General features: G+C 57.3%; 15 protein-coding genes. 5 read left to right on the forward strand and 10 right to left on the reverse strand.

All coding sequences use genetic code 11. The features are described 5' to 3' along the window. Positions 1-15 precede the first annotated feature (15 nt). From bioD to bioB, 4 genes are read right to left on the reverse strand one after another with little or no spacing between them, the layout of a single operon-like run. Positions 16-696, reverse strand: a complete 681-nt coding sequence (gene bioD / locus Q0796_RS00490; RefSeq protein WP_298439135.1) for a dethiobiotin synthase — start codon at positions 694-696, stop codon at positions 16-18. Then, complete coding sequence (locus Q0796_RS00495) at positions 693-1,403, reverse strand: methyltransferase domain-containing protein (protein ID WP_298439137.1); 711 nt, start codon at positions 1,401-1,403, stop codon at positions 693-695. The genes bioD and Q0796_RS00495 overlap by 4 nt, the downstream gene beginning before the upstream one ends. Beyond that, positions 1,400-2,548 (reverse strand): 8-amino-7-oxononanoate synthase, encoded by a 1,149-nt coding sequence (locus tag Q0796_RS00500; protein WP_298439139.1) that lies wholly within the window; start codon positions 2,546-2,548, stop codon positions 1,400-1,402. The genes Q0796_RS00495 and Q0796_RS00500 overlap by 4 nt, the downstream gene beginning before the upstream one ends. After that, on the reverse strand, positions 2,535-3,569 hold the full coding sequence (gene bioB / locus Q0796_RS00505; protein ID WP_298439141.1) for a biotin synthase BioB: 1,035 nt from the start codon (positions 3,567-3,569) through the stop codon (positions 2,535-2,537). The genes Q0796_RS00500 and bioB overlap by 14 nt, the downstream gene beginning before the upstream one ends. 104 nt (positions 3,570-3,673) lie before the next feature. Between bioB and bioA the strand changes: the two genes are divergently transcribed. After that, on the forward strand, positions 3,674-4,966 hold the full coding sequence (gene bioA, locus Q0796_RS00510) for an adenosylmethionine--8-amino-7-oxononanoate transaminase (RefSeq protein ID WP_298439143.1): 1,293 nt from the start codon (positions 3,674-3,676) through the stop codon (positions 4,964-4,966). Here bioA and cobB read toward each other — a convergent pair. Continuing rightward, entirely contained in the window at positions 4,959-5,672 is a 714-nt protein-coding gene (gene cobB / locus Q0796_RS00515; RefSeq protein WP_298439145.1) for a Sir2 family NAD+-dependent deacetylase, read from the reverse strand. The two genes, bioA and cobB, sit on opposite strands and share 8 nt — an antisense overlap. Positions 5,673-5,827: 155 nt before the next feature. Here cobB and fur point away from each other — a divergent pair, with 155 nt between their 5' ends. The 4 genes from fur (at position 5,828) to Q0796_RS00535 (ending at position 11,515) form a co-directional block, all read left to right on the forward strand. Continuing rightward, the gene (gene fur / locus Q0796_RS00520) at positions 5,828-6,256 is read left to right on the forward strand and encodes a ferric iron uptake transcriptional regulator (protein ID WP_298439147.1); all 429 of its coding nucleotides are present in this window, start codon (positions 5,828-5,830) and stop codon (positions 6,254-6,256) included. Between the two features lie 160 nt (positions 6,257-6,416). Continuing rightward, positions 6,417-8,018 (forward strand): NAD(P)/FAD-dependent oxidoreductase, encoded by a 1,602-nt coding sequence (locus Q0796_RS00525; RefSeq protein WP_298439149.1) that lies wholly within the window; start codon positions 6,417-6,419, stop codon positions 8,016-8,018. Positions 8,019-8,280: 262 nt separating this feature from the next. Beyond that, positions 8,281-10,995, forward strand: a complete 2,715-nt coding sequence (locus Q0796_RS00530; protein ID WP_298439151.1) for an Ig-like domain-containing protein — start codon at positions 8,281-8,283, stop codon at positions 10,993-10,995. Next, entirely contained in the window at positions 10,988-11,515 is a 528-nt protein-coding gene (locus Q0796_RS00535) for a hypothetical protein (protein WP_298439153.1), read from the forward strand. Before Q0796_RS00530 ends, Q0796_RS00535 begins: the two co-directional genes overlap by 8 nt. 94 nt (positions 11,516-11,609) lie before the next feature. On the opposite strand, the gene Q0796_RS00540 is transcribed toward Q0796_RS00535, so the two are convergent. Genes Q0796_RS00540 through Q0796_RS00560 form a run of 5 tightly spaced genes read right to left on the reverse strand, consistent with a single transcriptional unit; the run spans position 11,610 to position 18,834 of the window. Next, on the reverse strand, positions 11,610-14,537 hold the full coding sequence (locus Q0796_RS00540; RefSeq protein ID WP_298439155.1) for a hypothetical protein: 2,928 nt from the start codon (positions 14,535-14,537) through the stop codon (positions 11,610-11,612). 11 nt (positions 14,538-14,548) lie between these two features. After that, positions 14,549-16,000: a hypothetical protein gene (locus Q0796_RS00545; protein ID WP_298439157.1), complete on the reverse strand. Its 1,452-nt coding sequence runs from the start codon at positions 15,998-16,000 to the stop codon at positions 14,549-14,551. A gap of 11 nt (positions 16,001-16,011) precedes the next feature. After that, positions 16,012-16,584, reverse strand: a complete 573-nt coding sequence (locus Q0796_RS00550; protein ID WP_298439159.1) for a hypothetical protein — start codon at positions 16,582-16,584, stop codon at positions 16,012-16,014. Between the two features lie 22 nt (positions 16,585-16,606). Then, entirely contained in the window at positions 16,607-18,019 is a 1,413-nt protein-coding gene (locus Q0796_RS00555; protein WP_298439161.1) for an FAD-dependent oxidoreductase, read from the reverse strand. Beyond that, positions 18,016-18,834 carry an FTR1 family protein gene (locus tag Q0796_RS00560; protein ID WP_298439163.1) on the reverse strand — a complete coding sequence of 273 codons (819 nt, stop codon included), beginning with the start codon at positions 18,832-18,834 and terminating at the stop codon, positions 18,016-18,018. The genes Q0796_RS00555 and Q0796_RS00560 overlap by 4 nt, the downstream gene beginning before the upstream one ends. Positions 18,835-18,839: the final 5 nt, after the last annotated feature.

Genomic DNA, 18,839 nt, shown 5'->3' on the forward strand with positions numbered 1-18,839 from the left:
GCGTACCCTACAGGCTCAGTTAAGCGACTTCGTCTGCAGCCTCTGAGCCGCCGCAGTCAAGTGCTGCGCCGCCTCATTAACGTCGGCTAAGAACGGCACTTCCGCCAACATCGGGGCCGCTAACATCGCTTGCAGAGTCTCCAAGTTTTGCTGGTAGCAGCTCATGTCCGCATCCACTCGATTGGCAATCCAACCCACCAGTTGCAAGCCATCATGCCGGATCGCTTCGGCGGTCAGCAGCGCGTGGTTTAAACAGCCGAGTTTCATGCCCACCACCAAGATCACCGGCCAACGCTGCTGCGCCACCCACTGTGGCATGGTTTGTTGATGATTCAGCGGTAAGCGCCAGCCCCCCGCCCCTTCCACCAAACACAACGACGCCTGTGCCATGGCCGCCGTTGGCAACAATGGCGTTAAACGTGCCACCGTCAACGGCTCCGGTTCCGCTTGGGCAGCAATGTGCGGAGCAATGGCCGGTTGATAAGCGATGGGGTTAACCTGCTCGTAAGGCAGCTTAATGCCACTGGCCGCTTGCAGGCTTAGGGCATCGCTGTTGCGTAAACCCGCAGCCGTTGCCTCGCAACCAGCCGCAATCGGTTTCAGTCCCAGCGAGCCGCTGCCCGCGGCCGCCAGCAACCCCGCGGTTACCACGGTTTTACCGGCGTCGGTGTCGGTGCCAGTAACAAAATAGATCATCGTTTCGCTTCCACTAAATGAATGTGCCAGCTCAGCGGCAGCCCTTGGGGGCTACGGTACTGTTCTAACTCAGTGCAGATCTGCTGCCACCACTGCCGCCCCCGTAACCCAGCACTGCGCTGGGCGTGTTGGGCGCCGGTGTGTTTAAAGTGCTGCAGCAAGGATTTGGGGCCATCAAAATACAAACAGGTTTTCAGCGTCTGCACTTGCACCTGTTGCCACCCCGCCGCACTCACCTGCGCCGCCAGTTCAGCCGCACTCAAAAACTGATTGCAGGCCAGCTGACCACGGGCTACCAGCGGCAGCAACTCGGTAAAGGTGCCCGCCGCCGGAACGCTAAACAGCAACTGGCCATTGGGTTGGCACACTCTGGCGGCTTCCCGCAGGGATTGGCTTAGATCGCTGCTCCACTGCAGCGATAAGTTCGCCGCCACCGCCGCCACGCTGTGGCTTTGCAGCGGCAGCGCCTGCATGTCCCCTTGCAGCCGCGCGCCTTGGCCTTGTTGCAGCATCGCCATCGCGATATCCACCCCGATCACCTGCTGAGCCGGTAAGCGAGCGCTAACAAAACCGGTACCACAGCCAATGTCTAACCAGCTGGATTGCGGCTGAGCACGTTGCAGCAGATGCATCGCCGCCCAGCGCTGTACCTGCGCGTGGTTGTCGTAACTGGCCGCGGCATCGGCAAAACAGGAAGCCGCAGTCATGCTGAGTCTCCTTGGGCAGGCGTGGCTTGCCCCAGCGCCGCCAGCAGCCGATCGATGTCGGCAAACTGATGGCAACAATTCAGCACCAAGCGCAACCGCGCTTGGGGCACCGTCGGCGGGCGAATGGCCGGCACCCAGATCCCTTGCTGCTGCAACTGCGCCGAGAGCTGCAAGGCATGCTCGCTGCTGTGGCACAACAGTGGTTGGATCGGGGTAGAAGAAGCGGGTAAAGCCCAGCCTTGCTCAGTGGCTCCGGCGCGAAAATAGGCAATCAGCTCAGCCAGATGCTGGCGTGGTGCCGGATCGGCCAAACCGCGAATTCGAGCGGTTACTCGCTGCGCCAGATCCGCCGGCATCGCGGTAGAGTAGATGTAGTGTTTGCAACTTTGGCTGATGGCATCCAACAGCAGCTTTGAACCCAGCAGCGCCGCGCCGCTGGCCCCCAACGCCTTGCCGAAGGTAATTGTCAGCAGATCCGGCGAGGCCAGCTGCGCCGCCCCATAACCATCGGCACCCAATACGCCAAAGCCGTGGGCATCGTCTACCCAACTTAAGGCGCCATGCTCGGCACACAGCGCCACAAATGACGCTAACGGGGCTTGATCGCCATCCATCGAGAACACCGATTCGGTGGCCACCATGGTTGGGGCCTCGGTTTGCCGAAGCCAACGTTCCAGCGTTGGCAGATTGTTGTGAGGGAAACGGCGTAAATTGGCTTCGCTGGCCTGAGCCGCATCAATGATCGAGGCATGCGCCAGCTTATCCGCCAGCAGTCGATCCCCTTGTTGCAGCAGCGCCAAAGGGGCGGAATTGGCGGCAAAACCAGAACTGAACAGCAACGCCGCTTCATAGCCCGTGACGGCACACAAGGTTTGTTCTAACTGCTGATGGGCACGGTGGTAACCGCTGACTAACGGCGATGCCCCCGCGCCACGGGCAGGCAGTGGCTCCGCCGCAAACGCCAACCCGAGGTAATCGTTTGAACCGAACTGCAACAGCCGTTGCCCGTCCAGCTCAATGGTGCGGCCATCCACCGGCTCGATGCAGCGACGCTGACGCAACAATTGCGCCTGCGTACGTTCAGCCAAGCGCTGCTGCGCTCGGCGTTGCCACCATTGCCGCGTTTCAGGGTTACTGCGTGGCATCGTAAAACAACACATCCTCTTGCGGTTGTGGCAGCGTCGGCTTCATCTTTTCAATGTGCTTGGCCGCGCCCGCTTCCGGGGTGATCCCCAAACGCGCAAACAGCGTCATGTCGTCGTTTTCTTTCGGGTTGGCGGTGGTCAGCAACTTACAACCGTAGAAAATAGAGTTGGCACCAGCAAAGAAACACATCGCTTGCAGTTCGTCGCTCATGTCTTCGCGACCGGCAGACAAGCGCACGTGGGACGCTGGCATCATGATCCGCGCAGCGGCAATCACCCGCACAAACTCAATCGGATCCAGATCCGCTTGATCCGCCATCGGCGTGCCCGCCACCTTCACCAGCATGTTGATTGGCACACTTTCTGGCTGGGTTGGCAGGTTGGCCAACTGCTGCAGCAAACCGGCGCGATCCGACGCTTGCTCGCCCATCCCCAAAATGCCACCGGAACACACTTTCATGCCCGCTTTACGTACGTTATCAAGGGTATGCAAACGGTCGTCGTAGCTGCGGGTAGAGATGATCTCGCCGTAAAATTCCGGCGAGGTATCCAAATTGTGGTTGTAGTAATCCAAGCCCGCTTCCGCCAACACCTCAGCCTGCTCGGCGCTGAGCATGCCCAAGGTCATACAGGTTTCCATGCCCATCGCTTTCACTTCGCGTACCATTTTCAGCAGGTACGGCATGTCGCGTTCGCGGGGGTTACGCCATGCGGCGCCCATGCAGAAACGGCTGGCACCGGCCGCTTGCGCCGCTTTCGCTTCGCTTAACACCTTATCCACTTCCACCAATTGCTCGGTTTCCAGGCCGGTGTGATAACGGGCACTTTGCGGGCAGTATTTGCAATCTTCCGGGCAGGCACCGGTCTTGATCGACAGCAGCCGCGAGATCTGCACTTGGTTTGGATCGAAATGCTGACGATGCACAGTTTGCGCTTCAAACAGCAGATCATTCAGAGGCTTGGCTAGTAAGGCTTGGATCTGTTCTAACGTCCAATCGTGACGGATAGCGGCCATGGTCATTCCAGTAGTCAGGGTAGGGATATTCTGTTGGCTAGGATAAAGCGAACCGATACACTGTCAATCCATAAACACATCCTACCTTTACTAACGGTTAAAAATCGACCATGAGCATTGATCTGCAATTTGATCGCGACCACCTATGGCACCCATACACGTCCACCACCAATCCCCTTCCCTGCTATCCGGTTGCCAGCGCCAAGGGCGTTGAGATTGTGTTAGAGGATGGCCGCCCACTGATTGATGGCATGAGCAGCTGGTGGAGCACCATTCACGGTTACCAGCATCCGCAGCTGTCCGCCGCCGCCAAAGCGCAGATCGACACCATGAGCCACGTGATGTTTGGTGGCATTACCCACCAACCGGCAATTGAACTGGGTAAGCACCTGATCGAGATGACCGATCCCAAGCTGAATAAACTGTTCTTGGCCGATTCCGGTTCGGTTGCCGTCGAAGTGGCGCTGAAAATGGCGCTGCAGTATCAACAAGGGATCGAACAGCCCCAACGCACTCAAGTGATGACCATTTTAGGCGGCTACCACGGTGACACCTTTGCTGCCATGAGCGTGTGCGATCCAGACAATGGCATGCACAGCTTGTTCAGCAAGGTGTTGTCTAAGGCGCACTTTCTGCCACGACCAACCACACCCGTGGGGCAACCACTGAGCGCAGAAGATGCCGACGCCTTAGCCCAAGGCTTCGCCCAACATGGCGACAGCTTAGCGGCGGTGATTGTCGAGCCCATGGTGCAAGGCGCCGGCGGGATGCACTTTTATGGTGCCGCTTACTTGCAGCGATTACGCCAATTGTGCGATCAGCATGGGGTGATGCTGATTTTTGATGAGATCGCCACCGGCTTTGGCCGCACCGGCAAACTGTTTGCCTATGAACACGCCGCGGTGGTGCCGGACATCCTTTGCTTAGGCAAAGCGTTAACCGGCGGCACCATGACCCTAGCCGCCACGCTGGCAACCGATGCCGTTGCCCAAGGGGTGTGTGCCAGCGCCGCTGGGGTGTTTATGCACGGCCCCACTTTTATGGGCAACCCATTGGCCTGTGCCGTTGCCAGCGCCAGCATGGCGATTTTGCAACAAGGGGATTGGCAGCAGCAGGTGGCACAAATTGAACAACAGCTCAGCGAAGAGCTCGCCCCCTGTGCCGAGTTTGAGCAGGTGGCCGAGGTGCGGGTGTTTGGCGCCATTGGGGTGGTAGAGACCAAGCGAGCCGTCGACGTGGCCGTTATTCAACGTCACTTTGTGGAACAAGGCGTGTGGATCCGTCCCTTTGGCAAGCTGGTGTACATCATGCCGCCCTACCTCATCAACTCAGCTCAACTGAGCCAGCTGACCAAGGCGCTGTCCACTACCTTGGCCAGAGCAGACGTTTACCAAACTAGCTAAGCAGCTGCCCCGCCAATATTTGCTCCACCACTTCCGGCACCAAGGTGCCGGCTTTGCCTTTGCGATGAAAATCAAACTGGCTGTAGCGTTCCGTGGGGGCCAGATTGATCTCTAAGGTATCGGCACCGGCTTGATTGGCTTGTTCCACAAAGCCTGCTGCAGGGTAAACCGTGCCCGAGGTGCCAATCGCGATAAACAGATCGCACTTGGCCAATGCGTCGTAGGTACGATCCAGCCCAAAGGGCATCTCGCCAAACCACACCACATGGGGGCGCAACATCTGGCCAATGGCGCAGCAGGTGCACAGGTTATCGGCCCCAAAGGGCTGGGTAAGAGGAAACACCTGTTGGCTTTTGGGGCAGCGCCCCTTCACCAGTTCGCCGTGCATGTGCAGCACCGATTGGCTGCCACCGGCTTGGTGCAGGTTGTCGATGTTTTGGGTGACCAACAGCACCTCGCCATGAAACTGCTGCTGCAAACGCGCCAACGCCCGGTGGGCGGCATTGGCCTCAACCCCTTGTTGCAACTGCTGCCAACGTTCGTTGTAAAACCGCTGCACTAATTCGGGATTACGCCAATAACCCTCTGGGGTGGCAACGTCTTCAATTCGATGTTGCTCCCATAAACCGTCTTCAGCACGAAATGTTTTTAAACCCGATTCTGCCGAGATCCCTGCCCCGGTTAAGATCACAATCCGTTGATACATACCGCCTTCACTTCCATTTAGCGCTAAATATTTGTGTTTTCTAGGTTATCGAATCTTCACCCTACAAAGCTAATGGTTTTAACTTGGCGCGAAGCTTCCTATAATGGCCGCTAGTAATTCTGGGGTGAATGGCCCACTAACGATTAGAGAGTACCATGGCTGACGAGAATCAGGCGTTAAAGAAAGCGGGGCTAAAAGTCACTTTGCCGCGCGTAAAGATCCTTGAGCTATTGCAGCGCCCCCAGAACCAGCACATCAGTGCCGAGGACCTGTACAAGCTGTTGTTGGAGTCCGGTGAAGAGATCGGTTTGGCTACCGTGTACCGCGTATTAAACCAATTCGACGACGCTGGCATTGTTTCCCGCCACCACTTCGAAAGTGGCAAAGCAGTGTTTGAACTGGCCAGTCAGCATCACCACGACCACTTAGTGTGTTTGGATTGCGGCAAGGTTATCGAATTCAGCGACGACACCATCGAGCGTCGCCAAAACGAGATCGCGTTGAAGCACAACATCAAACTGACCAACCACAGCCTCTACCTGTATGGTCACTGCACCAACGACACCTGCGAGCACAACCAGTAATTACGCAGCCGTCGTGACCAAAAGCGTCGGTTTGTCCGGCGCTTTTTTGTCTCTGCCGTTTGGCCACAGCGCCAGTAGCATCCGTGTGCAACATCGCGTAACTTCATAGGATTCCATCGAAAGTCTGCCGTATTCGATCTCCCTTTTTCTGTGGGTACCTATGGCAACGCATTACGATCACATCATCATCGGCGCCGGTTTATCAGGCCTTGGCCTCGCCAGCCAGCTGAAACAGCAACGCCCCAACGACTCTTGGTTAATGTTGGAAGCCCGCGCCAACATAGGCGGCACCTGGGATCTGTTTCGCTATCCGGGCATTCGCTCCGATTCCGACATGTACAGCTACAGCTTCAGTTTTAAGCCGTGGCAACGCAGTGAATTTTTAAGCAGCGGCGAACGCATTCGCGCCTACCTTGCCGAGCTGTGCCAAGAACAACAGCTCCAGCCGCAGATCCAATTTAATCACAAGGTGCTTAGCGCCGACTGGAACAGCCAGCAACAGCGCTGGACCCTCACCGTGGCCCATCAAGGCCAACACCGGCAGTTGCACTGTAAGGTGCTGTTTAGCTGCGCCGGTTACTACAACTACGCCCAAGGCCATCGGCCTAAGTTCAACGGCATTGAACAGTTTCAAGGGGTGGTGGCGGATCCGCAGCACTGGCCTAAAGACTTGGATCACCAACACAAGCAGGTGGTGGTGATTGGCTCCGGCGCCACCGCCGCCAGCATCGTGCCAGAGATGGCCAAAACCGCCGCTCGGGTCACCATGTTGCAACGCAGCCCCAGTTACTTTTTCTCGTTGGCGGCCACCGATTGGAGCCACAAACTGCTGAAGCCACTGTTGCCCGCCCGTTGGCTGGCAAAGCTCACGCGTCACAAATACATTTCGCTGGCACAAACCCTCTATTTTGTTTCCAAACAACTGCCACGGCTTAGCAAGGCGTTACTGCGCTTGCAAAACCTCAGCGCCCTACGCAGCCGCGAATATCACCAGCGTCACTTTCAGCCCAACTACAACCCGTGGCAACAACGGCTGTGTGTGCTGCCCGATAACGATCTCTTTCACTGCATTCGCCAAGGCAAGGCGCAGGTGCTGACCGATGAAATTGATCACATCAGCGCCAACGAAGTGGTGCTGCGTTCAGGGCAACGGCTGCACGCCGACATTATTGTGCCCGCCACCGGGCTGAAACTGCAGCTGTGGGGCGGCATGACGGTCACCGTGGATGGCGTTGCCATCAACAGCGGCGACATGGTCGGCTACAAAGGGCTGATGTATGGCAATGTGCCCAACTTCATCAATATTTTTGGCTACATCAGCGCCTCGTGGACGCTGCGCGCCGAGCTGAGCTACCAATACGTTTTCCGTTTACTCGAGCAGCTGGATAACCACGACAGCCAACGCTTCTACCCCCACTGGCAACCGCAATCTCAGCCGCTGGAGCTGATGCTGAACCTCAGCGCGGGCTATGTGCAGCGCAGCGCCGACATACTGCCCAAACGGGGCCAACAATTTCCGTGGTGCAGCAGCGATCTGTACCGGGTTGATGCCCAGCAGCTGCGAAACAGCCCAATACAAGATGGGGTGTTGCAGTTTGAGCAGCACCGCGATCTGGCGGCGGCATTAACCGCGCAACAGCAATCCGGTTCCCAGCCCTTCAAGCCCACGGCGACAGAAGCGCAAGAAACCCGCACAGCGGCCACGGCAGCAACGGCAACCCACGCCCCCGCGCGCGCCCCAGCAGAGCCGATCGGCCGCTGAGGTAGCGCTTCAACCCGAGCCGCTGCTCAGAGGCTCGGGGGTTACCCACTTGCTGTCTGCGACACACTTTCCGCACTGCATTGTGGGCCGCTTCCTTGCCCGATGGCTGGACTGGCTGGCGCAGACCGTGCGCGGCTGGAATCAAGCACAAAATTTCAACGACAAAGGTTGCAGCTTTGTTATCATCCCGTCGTGATCAGCGCTTCGTATTAGCTCGGTCGATCACCTCAATCAATACACTCGAACAATTAGGACGTTTGAAATGATGTTTGCCAAAACACTGCGCCTTAGCAGTCTCTCGTTAGCCATACTCGCCGGACTGAGTGGCTGTAGCAGCGATGATCCCGCCAACAGCGCGCCAGTGCTGAATGCCACAGCCACGCCCGCCAGCGTAGAGGAGCGCAGCAGCGCCACCTTCGCGGTTGATGCCAGCGACAGTGACGGCAACATCGAATCGATTCAGTGGCAACAAACCACAGGCCCAGCGGTTGATTTCAGTGTCAACGGCCAGCAGATCACCTTTGTCGCGCCAGAAGTGAGCGCCGACACCGCCATCGGGTTTGACGTCAGCGCCCGCGATAACAGCGGCGCCACCACCACCTTGGCGCTCGCCTCGACCATCATTAACGTTAATCGCGCCCCAGTACTGGCGGCAACGCCGCTGGAAACCGAATTCAACCACGCCATCGAATTTACCCTCGCCGCCACCGATCCCGACGGCGATGCGCTCAGCGCTGAGATCATCAGCCCACCCAGCAACGGGACGCTCACAGCATTAACGGGGCTCAGCTACCGCTACACCCCAGCCACCAACAGCATCGCCGCCGATGCAATCACCATTGCGATCTCCGATGGCGAACTCAGCACCAGCGCCGTTATCGCCATCGCCGTTATCGATTCCAGCGCGCCACAAGCCGTTAGCGTTACCCCCGCCAGCAGCGACGTGCGCGTCCCGCTTGATAGCCCCATCACCGTGCAGTTTGACGACATCATGCTGGCCGACAGCTTCAGCAATCGCGGCAACGACTGCAGTGGCGCCATCCAAGTCTCAATGGACAACTTTACCCAGTGCGTTGCGATCAGCAGCGCCACGCTGCAAACGGATCAACAAACCCTTGAACTGAGCCTAAACGCGCCGCTGCAAGCGGATGCGCTCTACCAAATTAAGCTGACCGAGCAAGCCCGCAACTTCCATGGGGTGGCGGCCGAGCCCGCCTTAATCGGCAGCATCCGTACCGAATCGGCGGATCTGCACATTACCGAAGTGTCAGCGTCACGCTATTACAGCGACAACCGCTGGGTTGAGATCTACAACGGCACCAGCCGTGTGCTCGACCTGGCCGACTACGCCATTCGCAGTGGCAGCATCAATGAAGACAACAACAGCATCAACGACGTTGCCAGCTTCGCCCTAACAAGCAAAACCATCGCACCGGGGGCATACATGGTGCTGCAAGGTCGATACTGGGATGGCTTCTGGCAATCGAGCGTGGCGGATTCCCCCAGCTTGCTGTTGATTGGCGATGAAGAACAACGGGTGCGCCCCGCTTGGTGGGCAGACAGCTACGTGGAACTGACCGACAGCGACAACACCCGCACCATCGACTTTGTTCGCTGGGGCAGCAGCACCCAAGCGCCGTTAACTGCAGCGGCGTGGCCACATGCCGACAACGCCGTACAACTGGAAGAGTTGTTAGGCAAAAGTTTGGTGCGAGATCTCAGCAAAGCCGACAGCAACAGCGCCAGCGATTGGCGCTATGCCCAATTTATTACCCCCGCTGGCGACAACGACATCGACTGCAGCGACGATCTCGACCAAGACAACATTCCCGATTGCGCTGAAACCGAAGGCGCAACCTTTGCAGGCTTGCCCCTGTATGAATGGGGCGCTCGCACCGGCGTAAAAGACATCTTCATTGAAGTGGATTACATGGAGAGCACCGATCCTGGGATCACCCCCCATCGGCGCGCCTTAGAGCGCGTGGTCGAGGCGTTTGCCGAACACAACGTGGCGGTGCACTTTGATGCTGGCAACCTGTTCCACAACGAAGATGGCCTTTCGCCGGCGGATTTTGATCTGGGCGGTGGCAACCAAGTTGATTTCTACCCACAAACCACCTTCGTCAGCAGCGCCGGATCCCCCAGCATTTTGGATCACAAGGCGCAGAACTTTGCCCTGCAACGTCGCCCCATCTTTCACTACCTGTTGATGGCCAACAGCCAACTGGCCGATGGCTCTGCGGGATCGTCGGGGTTCGCCGAGATCTACGGCAACGATCTGATGGTCTCGATGGGGAACTGGGGCTTCACCATGGAAGAGGAAAGCGCCCGCAACAGCACCATTAACATGCAGGCATCCACCATCATGCACGAACTTGGGCACAATCTGGGCCTGCGCCACGGCGGCGACGTCAACACCAACGCCAAACCTAACCACCTCAGCATCATGAACTACCTCTATCAGCTGAATGGGTTACCGGAATTGGGGGAGCACGAAGCGGATCGTTACTTTGTTTACTTCCATCACGGCATTGCCGCCTGCAACCCCGACGACATTGAGCTGATCAATGGCCCCACAGTGGCACCGGCGCAGTTCAACATGAGCTACTCCTCTGGCCTACTGCCCAGCATTGATGAAGCCTTAGTGGATGAAAGCCGCGGCTTAGGCCACGACAATTCCGATTACGTTGATTTCAACTGCAACGGCGTGGCCGGTGAAATGCTGACAAATTATGATGTTAACTTCGACGGTAACAGCACCGATCAACTGCACGATGTGGATGAATGGAGCCGCATTGATCTGCAATTCAGCCACTATTGGTCGGGCAATGTCAGCGGCAGCAGCCAATCTCGTCATCGCAGCAACGCCCTAAAAAGCCAAGACATCATGGCCAATGATCGCCAAGCCTTGATTGAAGAAGCCGCCCCATCAGCCCAGTTGCTGCAGATGATCCGTGCGTTGGCTCACCATGATTAAGGCCCTGATTAGCGCACTGCTGCTCATCATCCTAAGCGCTTGCCAAGGGCAGCAACTGCCACAAGACGTTGTTGTCGCGCCGTGGTCACTGCAGCATGGCGTGCTGCGTTACCACGACACCCCAGTAACGTGGCAACTGCCCGCCCCAGCGGTGTGCGAGCAGTGCCAGCTGAGCCAACAGGTGCGGCGCCACCCCGCAGGGCCAACCACACGCTACGAACTGCGCCAAGGGGGGGAAGTCCGAGCCATCAAGGCGCACACCTACCTGCCTTGGGTGGAACTGATCAATGGCCATCAGCGGCTGCGCTTTAAGATCAGCCAAGCTGCAGGCAGCCAAGCATTTACCCTTACGGTAGAAGGCCGCGACTACGCCATTGCCCCAGCAACCGGTTTTCACTTTAGCTACCAGAACCGCCATTATGAGATCTGGTTTGAACAGCTGCTCAAACGCCAGCCCAGCGCCAATTACAGCGCCGAGCAGCCGCAGTTTGAGATGAAATACCTGCTGTTAAGTCGCTAAGGCACACTGCTGGTATGTGGCGCGCAGCTTTGAGCTCAGGCCAAAAACGCAAATAAAAACGAGCGCCCTAGGGCGCTCGTTTTTGTTACCGCGGTTAATCGCTGGGGCTGTGGTAAACCTGCACCACTTTTTGCAGCTCAATCACCTCGGGCTCAGGGATCTGCTCGTCCGGATAGGCGGCGCGCACCTTATCCGATAAGCCTTTGGCGAACACCTGATACAGCACCCGCGTTGACACCGTCAGTGGGTACTGCAGATCCGCAGGCAGCTGGAAATGCTCTAAGCGAGTCTCGCCGGATTGGATGCGGGTATCTTTGCCAATTTTCTCGTAGCGCCAGAAACGCAGCCCCACTGGCACGCCCGCTTTATCCACCCCAACCTTCACGAATTTACGGGCGTCCTTTGGGATCACCCCATCGGTCATGACGCCGCTGCTCAGCACTTGTTGACCGTTGGCATCGGTGGCAATCACCTCAACCCACACTTGTCGACGCGCGCCACCGGGCATGGCATGGCCCGAGTTGACGTTGCTGATCTTGGCCGTAAAGCGATCCCCCTGTTTTTCCACCGCTAAGCGCAGCGCGGTTTTCAAAATGTCGATGGACATCTTCTTATGCTCGGCATTACGCATGCCGGTAAAGAAGTAGTTGCCGCCAACAAAGTGGTGGGAGCGCAGGTTCGATTTTTCTGGGCCGTTATCGGTGGAGTAACCGCTCACTTGAGTGAAGTGAGTGGCATCTTGATTCATGTGGCAATCGATGCAGGTTTTATGCTGGCTTGGATCCTCTGGCGAATTAAATGGCGACGCCAACCATTCGCCAAAGTTGTCGTTGATGTTGGCGCCGGGGCCACTGGTAAATTCGTTGTGGCAGGTGGCACAGTACAGCGACGACTGGTACAGCTCTGGGTTGGAGTACGACGCTTTATGGCGCTCTGGCGAGGCATTGATCTGCTTCTGCTCCATGTACTTCAACAAGCTGCTGGTGCTGTCTTCAAAGATGTAACCGTCGCGATCTTTTAAGTTTACGGTCATGTCGGCGTTCCCACCGGCGTTCTCCGCCTTGCTGATGCGGTGACAGAAAACACAACCGGTGCCGCGTTCGTTGACCGATTTCCCGTGGGCAAAGGCCTGCATCAGTGACGCGCCTTTTTTCTCCCACATGTCACCAAATTCATGCAACGGTTTGTTGTCGCCATTGATCACCATCTGCGGCATATGGCAGCCACGACACAACACTCGGAACTCTTCCCCTTCCGCCTCTGCAGCCACATCTTCATGGAAGCGGTAGTAGGGATGATCCATGTTCATGCCGTGGTTGGAATCGGCCCATTGATCGTAAATGGTGCTGTGGCAGTCGGCGCATTCAGCGCTGTTCAGCCACTCGTCGGGGTGGGTGTAACGTTTGTCGTCATCCAGTCGCAACCACACCGACAGATAAGGCAGGTTTTCTTGCGCCCGCACATACTCGTTCAAGGCGCTCATCCGCTTGGCAACAGCCAGCGGCGGCTGCTCAACGCTGATCAGCTCTGGCGACTGTGGCCGTGGATCGGCGCCCATGCCCCCTTGGGTTTTCTGAATGATATCGATGTAGGCGCCCACCGGATCACCCGCAATCATCTTACGCGGATCCACGTGGCCGGTGACCGCGTTGCTAAAGCGATCTTTGGCGTCTTTGCCATCTTGCATCAGCTGCCGGTTGGTGAAGTTAAAGCCATCCCAGTGACAGGAGTTACAGCTCATCCAAAAATCACCGGCCATCGGCGCATCGGCAAACTCGGCGCTGTTGGCACTGTTAAATAGGGTTTTGCCCAAACGCAGTTGCGGCGGCAGCGGATCGTGCTGCACCAGCGGCGCAAAGTGGGCTTGGGTCAGTTTCAATTTAGCAAAGGGGCCCGCCTCGCCAATGTCAAACTTGGCCAGATCCAGAGTCATCGCATTTTGCACATACAGCTCACGGCCGCTCAGCAACAAACCACGGGGGTTATCGCCGGGCACGTTGCGGTAAATTTGGGTGGCCTTTACCCCGCCTTGAAACTTCTTACGACGGTGACGCTTGCTCTTTTTCTTACTGACTCGAGACAGATCAAACACCAACAGATCTTCCGAGCCCGACAGAGAAAACACCGCCTTTTTGCCATCGGCACTGAACACGCCATCGTGGGGGTTCGACACAATCCGTACGCGGTTGCCGCTTTCAATAATATTGATCTGCTTAAACAGCTGCTTGCGTTGTTGCGTCAGTTCTTGCTCGGCACTAGGGGTCAGATCGACAATCGAGATGGCGGGAAACACCGTCGATTGAAACTGGAAATCGTGACCAAACGACCACAGCACATGGGGTAACCACGCTTGCTGACCATCGGGGGAGATCACAATGTTATCCAGCAGTCGCGGCTTGCCTTGGGATACGGTCTTTTTGTCGTGCGCGGGGCTGTCAGCCAGCTGCAACACCTTAATGAGGCTGGGAGTGGCGCCAGAGGCATCAAAGATCGACAGTTGGCCACTTAAGGAGTGGCTTACCAGCAGGCGGTTGTCGTCAGTAAGCGCTAACCCTCTGGGGGTGTCGGCCACATCCAGTTGCTGCAGCAGTTCGCCATTGGCGCTCAGCACCAACAACTTCTGCCCTTCAAAACTGGTGACGTAAAACTGATCGGTGCTGGGGTTGTACAGCGCCGCAAAAGGCCGCGCTGGCACCGCGGTGCGCTGCTGTACCGCTAAGGTGGCCGCATCCAGCAGCAGCACCTGATCGCTAAGGTAATCGGTGACCAGCAAGGTGGCGTTATTGGCGCCAAAGGCGAGGCGGCGAATGTCGCGACCAATGGTTTGTTCCTGCAACAACTGACCCGTGGCGCGATCGATAACGCTGACGCTGCCCGCATCAAAGTTGGCGCTCACAATTTTGCTGTCGCCATCGGCAAACAACATCGAGCTGCTTTTTTCCATCGCCACGGCGCCGTAACTCACGCTCAATAGCGCCACTAAAGCCAAGCAACCACTGCGACCAAACTTGCTGAAAAACATCGTGTGTCCTTTTACTGCTTCTGTTCAGCGTTGTTGCTTAGCTGATACAGATAGAGCCGCCGTTCCCCTGGGAACCGCGGTGAAAATTCGGTAATTAAGGTTGCCGAAGCAACCGGGCTGGCGCTCAAACGCCAACTCTTATTGGCGTGCGCCTGTTGCGCTAACACCACCTGACTGCTGGGATAATACATATCCACAACCGCGTGCTGGGGCAGTGCCGCCGTTAACAGGTTTACGCCGTAATTGCTGCCAAGCCATTGGGACTGCGGCTCGGCGGCAAAGCGTTGCAGCGCCTGTTGGAGCGGTGGTAGCGGCTGCGTCCATTGCACCCGCTGGGCGCCATTGAGAATCAAAACCACTACCATTGGCAACCACAATATCATTTTCCCCGCTAACTGCACTGCGAGCAGGATCAAAACCAACAGCAAAAGTGGCAAGCTGTGGCGTAAATTGGCGGGGTTTTGCCCCCACAGCATCCACAGGCCATAGCCCAAGGCCATCAACAGCAGCAGATACGCCGCAACCGAATGGGCGGGGGCCATGCGCCAGCGCAGCAGACGAAGCAACATCAGCGCCATCAAGCCCGCAGCCGCCACCAACAGCGGCCAACCAAAGCCCATTTGCAAGCTCATCAACCACTGCTGCAGCGGCCCCCCCGCATCGGCGGAAGTGTTGCCCCAGATCTGAAAGTGACCGGCACTAAAGCGCAGCCCCTCACTAAAATAGGCCGCGCCATCGTGCCACCAGACAAAGCCTAAACTCAGCAGCGCCACTAACAGCACCATCGCACTGGCGTACAATAAGGCACGCCAAGGGCGAGCAAACCCCAGCAGATGCGGCCATAAGGGCAGGCTCACCACCAAGGGCAGATACGCCGGTCGCGTTGCCAGCAACAGCCCCAGCAGCAACCCCGCCAACCACGACCGCTGGGCTAACCCCGCCAGCAGCAACAGCAACAACCACAACAACGCCAAGGGATCCGACAAGCCACTGAGCCCCGCCGCCCACAACAGCGGTTGGCTCATCAACAGCAGCGCTGCAACGCCTGCCGCTTGCGCGGCCGGTACCGACGATGGGGCATTCGTGCCCCTTTGAGCCGATTTCATCGGCGCAGCGCCAACCACCAACTGCCCCGCCACCGCTGCAGCAGCAAGCGGCAGCAACGTGGTCGCCAGCAACGACAGCTGCACGTTGGCCAGTGCGCTGGCCGTAAGGCTTTGCAGCGCTCGCGCCAGCACAATAAAGGCCGGATAACCGGGAAAATGCGGCCGAAACTCCAGCACCGAAAAACGCTCGATGCCACGGGCAAAGTTCAGCGCATCATCGCTGCTCAGAGCCAGCGGATAATGCCCCAACCACCAAAGCCACAATGGGTAGCACAGCAGCGCCAACCACAAGGCCGGTGCCTGTTTTCCCCCTTGCTGCCAAGATGGCTGGGGGCCACGCCGCTGCACTTGCTGCACCCGCTACGCCGTTACTTTAAGCTGGATAACGCCTGCAACAAGCGCTGTTGTTGCAGCGCAAATTGCTCTGGATCCGCCGGAGCTTGGCCCACGCCAAAGACCCCCGGATTACCAATGGATGCCAGCACCGCCACAATCGCCTGTTGCGCCTGCTCACGTTGGGTTGGCGTTAACTTGGGGCTAACCAGATCCAAAAACAGCTTACTTTTCACCACCAGCACCTTCGCCACTTGGTAATCGCCAAGGTTTTTGCTGGCGCCATCCAGCCGCCGGATGATCTCTTCCACCACCGCGTGATCGATGATCTGGCTAACCGCCTCACCATCGCCACGGCCGATGGCCGCTTGCATCGGCGTCAACAGATCCACCTGATGATCGCTCAGCAGGTAATCAAACTCTGGCTTTAACTGCGTCACCGCTGCGGCCACCGCCGCGTAATCGTTCGCGGCCACCGCATTGATGATCTTTTCGCGGCCTTCAATGAGTGGTTCTTTGCCTGCCGCAGCGTAAGAGTAAGCGTCGCTGTGTGGTGCCAACGTTAGCCCCAGCAGCAACACCGCCAGCGCCCAGAATGATTTGCTCATGTGTGTGCTTCCTATCTGCGCCTTAGGCGACGCTTTGTACTTCAATCACGGTGCTTTCATTTCGATAATCAAAGATCTCGCGGCGACGATCCTTACCATCAATCAACGATTGCGCGGCCATCATCCCCATCTCCATCGCGGTGTCGGTGAAGATGTAGCGGAAGGTGCCTTGGCGGCCAGTCATGATCAGATTCTCAAACTGGGCTAAGTGACGGATGGCCGCTTCGCGCTTGGCTTGATAGCTCATGTCCATCAGTGGGTAGGCGTGTTCGGTGTAACTGCTAAAGTGCTCGGCACTGGCAAACTTGGGATCCACCCCAAGAGTGGCCAAATCTTGCAGCACTCGCCGCTGCAACTTGGCGCTGTCCATGGTCCAGATCGCGTCGCCTTTATCGCAAGGGATCTCCACCATCACCGAGGTTTCCCCCGCGGGGGCCATAAATTCAGAGCGGCGTTTGGGTTCTTGCAAACGGGTGCCTAAGATCTCGGGATCCGACAGGTATTGCCATGTGTTGTCCGAGATATCTTGGGTGGCCATCGGCATATTCATAAACCGCAACGAACGGAAACTTAAGCCGCTGTCGAAGTCGGTCATGCGGCACATGTCTGGCAGCGGCATGGTGGAAATCAACTGATCGCAGTGGATTTGATGCTCGCCATTGCCATCACGATACCCCACCGCCGCAATGGCGCCATCGCCCTGCACCAGTTCGGTTACGTTGGCATTAAACACCAGCTCAACCCCTTGCTGTTGCAGTTGCTGCGCCAGTTTGGTGTACAGCTGGCCAAAGCCCCATTTCGGGTAGCGATATTGGCGCGCGTAAGTTCGCACCGCGGAACGCTTGCCCGGCAGCAATCGTTTGGCCACGTCTTTTAGATCCAACAGGCTGATCCGCTGCGACGCCCAATCCCCAGACAAGTTTTTGGGATCAATGCCCCACAATTTGGCGGTATAGCCTTCAAAAAAGTGCTTATACAAGGTGGTGCCAAAGCGGCTTTCAATCCACTGGGCAAAGCTGACTTGAGAACGCTGTTGCGGCTTGGCTTTAAACAGCTGCTTTGCCAAGTCAATGCCGCCGCCGATCAGCAGCGACCAGGGTGCATTACGCAGCAGATCCAGCGCCGCCAACGGGTACTGATAAATACGGCCACGATAGCGGATCACGCTTTTGCGCTGGGCAAACAGCAGTTCATCGCCCATCAAGCGGTCAACAAACGTCAACAGCTTGGGGTTTTTGGTGATGAAGCGGTGGCCGCCATAATCAAAGCGGTATTCGCCCTTCTCTCCTTGGAAGGTTTGGGTGGCGCACATGCCGCCGGCGTAAGACTCTTTCTCTAACACCGTAACTTTGAAGCCCGCTTCGTTGAGTTCCCACGCCGCCATCAAGCCCGCTGGGCCTGCGCCTAAGATCACCACATGTTGTTCTGTGTTCATGCTTTGTTGTAGCTCCGGTTCCACAGGTAAGTAAAGCCACCTAAATACAGCGCCCATGTGGCCAACTGCAGCAGCCCTGGCGACGAGTTATAACCAAACAACGCCCGCAAGAAGGTGCCGAACACGCCGCGATCATCAAGGATATGGGAGATATCGAACACCTGTGGGTACAACACTGGGATCAGCTCGGCCGCTTGCAACATGTTAACCGCGCTAGAGAGCAGACCCGCGGCAATGATGATGATCAGCAGGCTGGTCCAGCGGAAGAAGGCACGCAACGGCACTTGGCGGGTGCTGCGCAGCATCGCCCACACCATCGCATAGGCCAGCACTAAGCCCGCCACGGCGCCGATCACCGCATCTTGGGTGCTGAATTCGCCCATGCTGGAGTACATCAAGGCAGAAAAGAACAAGATGGTTTCAAAGCCTTCGCGCAAAATCGCCAGCAGGGACAACATCACCAACCCCAGTAAGTTGCCACTCGACACCATCGAGGTGATCTCTTGCTGCACTTGCGCCACTTGGCTTTTGGCCTGCTTTTGCATCCACACCGCCATGTAGGTCAGCACCACGGTGGCAAACAGCAAAATGCCCGCCATCAAGTAGTTGCGATACAGTTCGTTACTGAACTGATCCACCACCACCTGAAACACGACCGCGACAGCCAGCGACAACACCAAGCCCACGGCCACGCCGCCATAGATGTATTTGTTGTAATGGCGCGCATTCAGCTTAGCCAAATAAGAAAGGGCAATCCCCACCAGCAAAAAGGCTTCTAGCCCTTCGCGCAGGGTGATCAAAAAACTCGCGAACATAACGT

Source organism: uncultured Ferrimonas sp. (assembly GCF_947489035.1).
GTDB lineage: Bacteria > Pseudomonadota > Gammaproteobacteria > Enterobacterales > Shewanellaceae > Ferrimonas.

Bases quoted from the DNA above. Each gene is read 5' to 3' on its own strand.
- Q0796_RS00535 (WP_298439153.1), top strand. From the start codon at position 10,988: ATGATTAAGGCCCTGATTAGCGCACTGCTGCTCATCATCCTAAGCGCT.
- Q0796_RS00540 (WP_298439155.1), bottom strand. From the start codon at position 14,537: ATGTTTTTCAGCAAGTTTGGTCGCAGTGGTTGCTTGGCTTTAGTGGCG.
- cobB (WP_298439145.1), bottom strand. From the start codon at position 5,672: ATGTATCAACGGATTGTGATCTTAACCGGGGCAGGGATCTCGGCAGAA.
- Q0796_RS00525 (WP_298439149.1), top strand. From the start codon at position 6,417: ATGGCAACGCATTACGATCACATCATCATCGGCGCCGGTTTATCAGGC.
- Q0796_RS00550 (WP_298439159.1), bottom strand. From the start codon at position 16,584: ATGAGCAAATCATTCTGGGCGCTGGCGGTGTTGCTGCTGGGGCTAACG.
- Q0796_RS00555 (WP_298439161.1), bottom strand. From the start codon at position 18,019: ATGAACACAGAACAACATGTGGTGATCTTAGGCGCAGGCCCAGCGGGC.
- Q0796_RS00500 (WP_298439139.1), bottom strand. From the start codon at position 2,548: ATGCCACGCAGTAACCCTGAAACGCGGCAATGGTGGCAACGCCGAGCG.
- bioD (WP_298439135.1), bottom strand. From the start codon at position 696: ATGATCTATTTTGTTACTGGCACCGACACCGACGCCGGTAAAACCGTG.
- Q0796_RS00530 (WP_298439151.1), top strand. From the start codon at position 8,281: ATGATGTTTGCCAAAACACTGCGCCTTAGCAGTCTCTCGTTAGCCATA.
- bioA (WP_298439143.1), top strand. From the start codon at position 3,674: ATGAGCATTGATCTGCAATTTGATCGCGACCACCTATGGCACCCATAC.
- bioB (WP_298439141.1), bottom strand. From the start codon at position 3,569: ATGACCATGGCCGCTATCCGTCACGATTGGACGTTAGAACAGATCCAA.
- fur (WP_298439147.1), top strand. From the start codon at position 5,828: ATGGCTGACGAGAATCAGGCGTTAAAGAAAGCGGGGCTAAAAGTCACT.
- Q0796_RS00495 (WP_298439137.1), bottom strand. From the start codon at position 1,403: ATGACTGCGGCTTCCTGTTTTGCCGATGCCGCGGCCAGTTACGACAAC.
- Q0796_RS00560 (WP_298439163.1), bottom strand. From the start codon at position 18,834: ATGTTCGCGAGTTTTTTGATCACCCTGCGCGAAGGGCTAGAAGCCTTT.